At 63.3% G+C, this 3,749-nt stretch carries 3 protein-coding genes; all 3 read left to right on the top strand.

Annotated features, from left to right (window positions below; translation table 11 throughout):
- Positions 1-594 (top strand): S8 family serine peptidase (locus GY769_04505; GenBank protein MCP4201177.1); only part of this gene is annotated, 594 nt, incomplete at its 5' end.
- A gap of 555 nt (positions 595-1,149) precedes the next feature.
- Positions 1,150-3,327, top strand: coding sequence for a S8 family peptidase (locus tag GY769_04510; GenBank protein ID MCP4201178.1), 2,178 nt, complete (start codon positions 1,150-1,152; stop codon positions 3,325-3,327).
- A 35-nt stretch (positions 3,328-3,362) separates the two neighbouring features.
- On the top strand, positions 3,363-3,749 hold a 387-nt coding region (locus tag GY769_04515; protein ID MCP4201179.1), incomplete at its 3' end, for a hypothetical protein.

Below are 3,749 nucleotides of genomic sequence, written 5' to 3' on the forward strand. Positions count from 1 at the left end.
CCCTGGAGCTGGCTGGCACAGATGTTCTTGAGCTGGCTCTTCGGTGACGACTACTTCCACATGTCCGGCACCTCCCAGTCGGCCGCGATCGTTTCGGGCACGGTCGCCTTGATGCTCGAGGCCCAGCCTTGGCTCACCCCCGACGAGGTCAAGTGCCGGCTGATGGACTCGGCTCGGCCGGCGGTCGACGCCAAGGGTAAGCTTGCCTACAGTGTCTTCCAGCAAGGCGCCGGCCTGGTCAACGCCTCCGGCGCTCTGACCAGCACGGCCAGCGGTTGCGCCAACAACGGCGTCAATGTCGACCTCGATCTAGCCGGAGTCCAGCACTACGGCGGCCGGGCGAATGTCGATGCCGAAGGCAACTACTACATCACCGGCCTCGACGGCTTTCTCTGGAGTGACGGCTTTCTCTGGAATGATGGCTTCCTGTGGAGCGACGGCTACCTCTGGAACGATGGCTTTCTCTGGTCCGACGGCTATCTTTGGAACGACGGCTTCCTCTGGAATGACGGTTTCCTGTGGAGCGACGGTTATCTCTGGAACGACGGTGCTGCCGATGTCATGAGCGTCGGCGACTGGGTCGAACAGGAATGAAGCACGGGTTGACACCGGCAACGAAGACTTCTCGAGAAGATGCAAGGAGCGAATCGGTGAGAACAGCAACACGGCAAAGATGGATCACGAGCCTCTCGGCTCATGCGCTCACCTTCGGCTTCCTCTGGACCGACCTTCGAGCTTCTTTCCCGTGGTTCGACGCGCTGATCGACAAACTGGCAGGTTAGCCCGGCAGCTCATTCGGCACGAACCGCCCCGAGACGCTTGTGTCGTTGACACAGGCACCCATATTCGAAGCAGCGCGCTAGCCTCCACCCCGCGAATCCCCAGCCGGTACCAAATCTCCCTGCCGGTTTCCCCCGCCCGGGAGAAACACCCTGCCCGGCCGACCGCTACGAGGGGCTCGAGGGCGACTGACAGCGTCGTCAGGGTTTCGTTGACGGCAGGTTATCTCCTTCTTTTTCAGATACTTAGAGACCTGGAGGAGGCGTCGGAAGCAGGCTTCCCCGAATACGCCTATCGCTATTCGTGAGTGGCACTCGCGTTGCGGTATGCAGACACGTGATTCATGCGTACGCCCATGGGAGAAAGCAGATGAAATACGGGTTTCAAGTAGCAATGGTCGGTTTTCTCGTTCTTACGCTGTCGCTCCCCGCTGCAAGCGCCAAGACGAAGCCCACAGGCCCCAAGACGGGTGACGGCGGGGCGCCGCGGCTGGTCGACGTGATCGTCACCTACGATCGAACCCCCGGATATTTCGAGGGGGCTCGGGTTCGCGGCTTCGGCGGTCAGGTCAAGCGGCACTTCGGTCGGCTCAAGATGCAGGCGCTGAGGGTGCCCGAAACAGCGCTCGACGGACTGGCTCGGGGCTACGGCGTGGTCTCGATTCTTCCCGATGACCCGATCGTCGCCCTTTCCCAGGCCGCGAAGCAGACCGCCAACCTGCCCGCGCCCGGCTCACCGTATTACTTCCCGGTGACTTCGGACGTACGAGTGGCGATCTTGGACTCGGGGCTCGCCGCTCACGACGACATCCCGGGTGCCATGCGTGTGGACATCATTCCTCCTCACAGCGGCTGCGCCGAGACTTTTCGGGACGAGTTCAACGCGGCTTCCTTCGGCGGCAACGACGGGACTCGGTCTTTCAGCACCAACTGGCTCGAGTACGACGCCGCCGGTGCCGGAGTGAGCAGCGGCAACATCACGGTCTCCGGTGGCGAGCTCCTGCTCGACGACCGACCGAACACCGGCACCCAACCCAGCGCGACGCGCGCGGTAGACCTTTCGGGCGCCACCACGGCCACTTTGAGTTTCGACTTCCGCACCGGCTCGGGAGTCGAAGCCGACGAGGACCGGATCGCGGTCGACATCTCCAGCAACGGTGGTCAGAGCTTCACGACGCTCGAGATCTTCGAGAGCTACGAAGGTGCCTTCTCCGGTTCCAGAACCTACGACATATCGGGCTATCTCTCGGTGGACACCCGAGTCCGCTTCAGGGTCTACGACCTCTACGGCGGCCCCTCCGAGTATTTCGCGGTCGACAACGTGGAGATCGGCGGCTGTGGGACCGATCCAGATCCATTCGGCCACGGTACCCACGTTGCCGGGGTGATCGCCGGCATGGGCACGCTGTCTTCGGGCAGCTACTCGGGTGTAGCGCCGGGTGCCGGCATCGTGTCGGTGCGGGTACTCGACGAGGAGGGCAAGGGGCTGACTTCGGATGTGATCGCCGGCCTCGAATGGGTGCTCGAGAACGCCGAAGCGAACGACATCCGCGTCGTCAATCTCTCCCTCGGCAAGGCGGTCGAGGAGTCCGCGACGACGGATCCGCTGGTACAGGCGGTCGAGACGGTTTGGGACGCCGGCATCGTGGTGATCTGCTCCGCCGGCAACCATGGACGAGACGGCCACTTCACGATCACCAGTCCCGGCAACTCGCGCAAGGTGATCACGGTCGGATCGGTGACCGACAAGGGCACGGGCGGCGACTTCAGTGACGACTTCGTGTCCACCTATTCGTCGCTGGGACCCTCCGCCTACGATCACTTCCTCAAGCCCGACCTGGTCGCGCCGGGGAATCGCGTCGTTGCGCCGATCGGCAACGGCGGGTTGAAGCGCGGCCTGCCCGATCGCGTGCAGGAGTGCGGCAACGGCTGCACCGGTGAGTACCTCGAGCTCTCGGGCACCAGCATGGCCGCTGCAATGGTCAGCGGCACCGCGGCGCTTATGCTCTCCCAGGAGCCGACGTTGAACCCTGACAGCGTCAAGGCGCGGCTGATGCGCTCGGCGCGCAAGGTCGACGCCGACCCCGTTTTTGCCGGAGCCGGAGTGCTCGACATAGAGGCGGCGCTGGCCGAGACGGGCTACCTGAGTGCCGCTTTGTCGCCGACGATGGCCCGTCACGACGAGGGCGAGGTCATCCTCGTCGAGAACACTGCGGGGCTCTGGGGCGATGACGAATGGGCCGCCGGATTCCTATGGAACGACGGTTTTCTGTGGAGCGATGGTTTTCTGTGGAGTGACGGCTTCCTGTGGAGTGACGGCTTTCTGTGGAGCGATGGCTTTCTGTGGAGCGATGGCTTTCTCTGGAGCGACGGCTTCCTGTGGAGCGATGGTTTTCTGTGGAGTGACGGCTTTCTGTGGAGTGACGCCGTTGCCGACAACACTCCCCTCTATCAGACGACCAATCAGACCATGCTCTTGGACGATGACCCAAACCCACAACCCGAACCTGAACCCGCTCCGTGCAGGAGAAGAAGGAGATGCCGATGAGCGGACCAGGAATGACCCGCCCAAGACAGCAAATCATGAATTCCGAACTCCGCCGCAAGGGTAGCTACACAATGAGCAACTCCAGCTGCCGCAAACTCACTCTTCTCGCTGTGAGCTTCCTGATGGCCCTTGCCACCGTCGTGGTCCCGGCCCGCGGCTCGGCCGAGGAACCTGAGATCGCCGGAGAACGCGCCCGGGTAGCGAGCTACATCGTCTCCGGCCCCGAGCTCGAGCATGTGATCGCCGCGGTCCAGGGAGTCGGCGGCGAGATCACCCACGAACTCGGCATCATCAACGCCGTCGGCGCCCGCCTCACCGCGGCGCAGAAGGCGGCTCTGATCGATTCCGATTCGAGCCTGCGTATCCGCGCCGACAGCAAGGTCACGACCCAGGGGAGACGGCGCAAGTCGTCGAACAAGCCG

Source organism: bacterium, from assembly GCA_024224155.1.
Lineage (GTDB): Bacteria > Acidobacteriota > Thermoanaerobaculia > Multivoradales > JAHEKO01 > CALZIK01.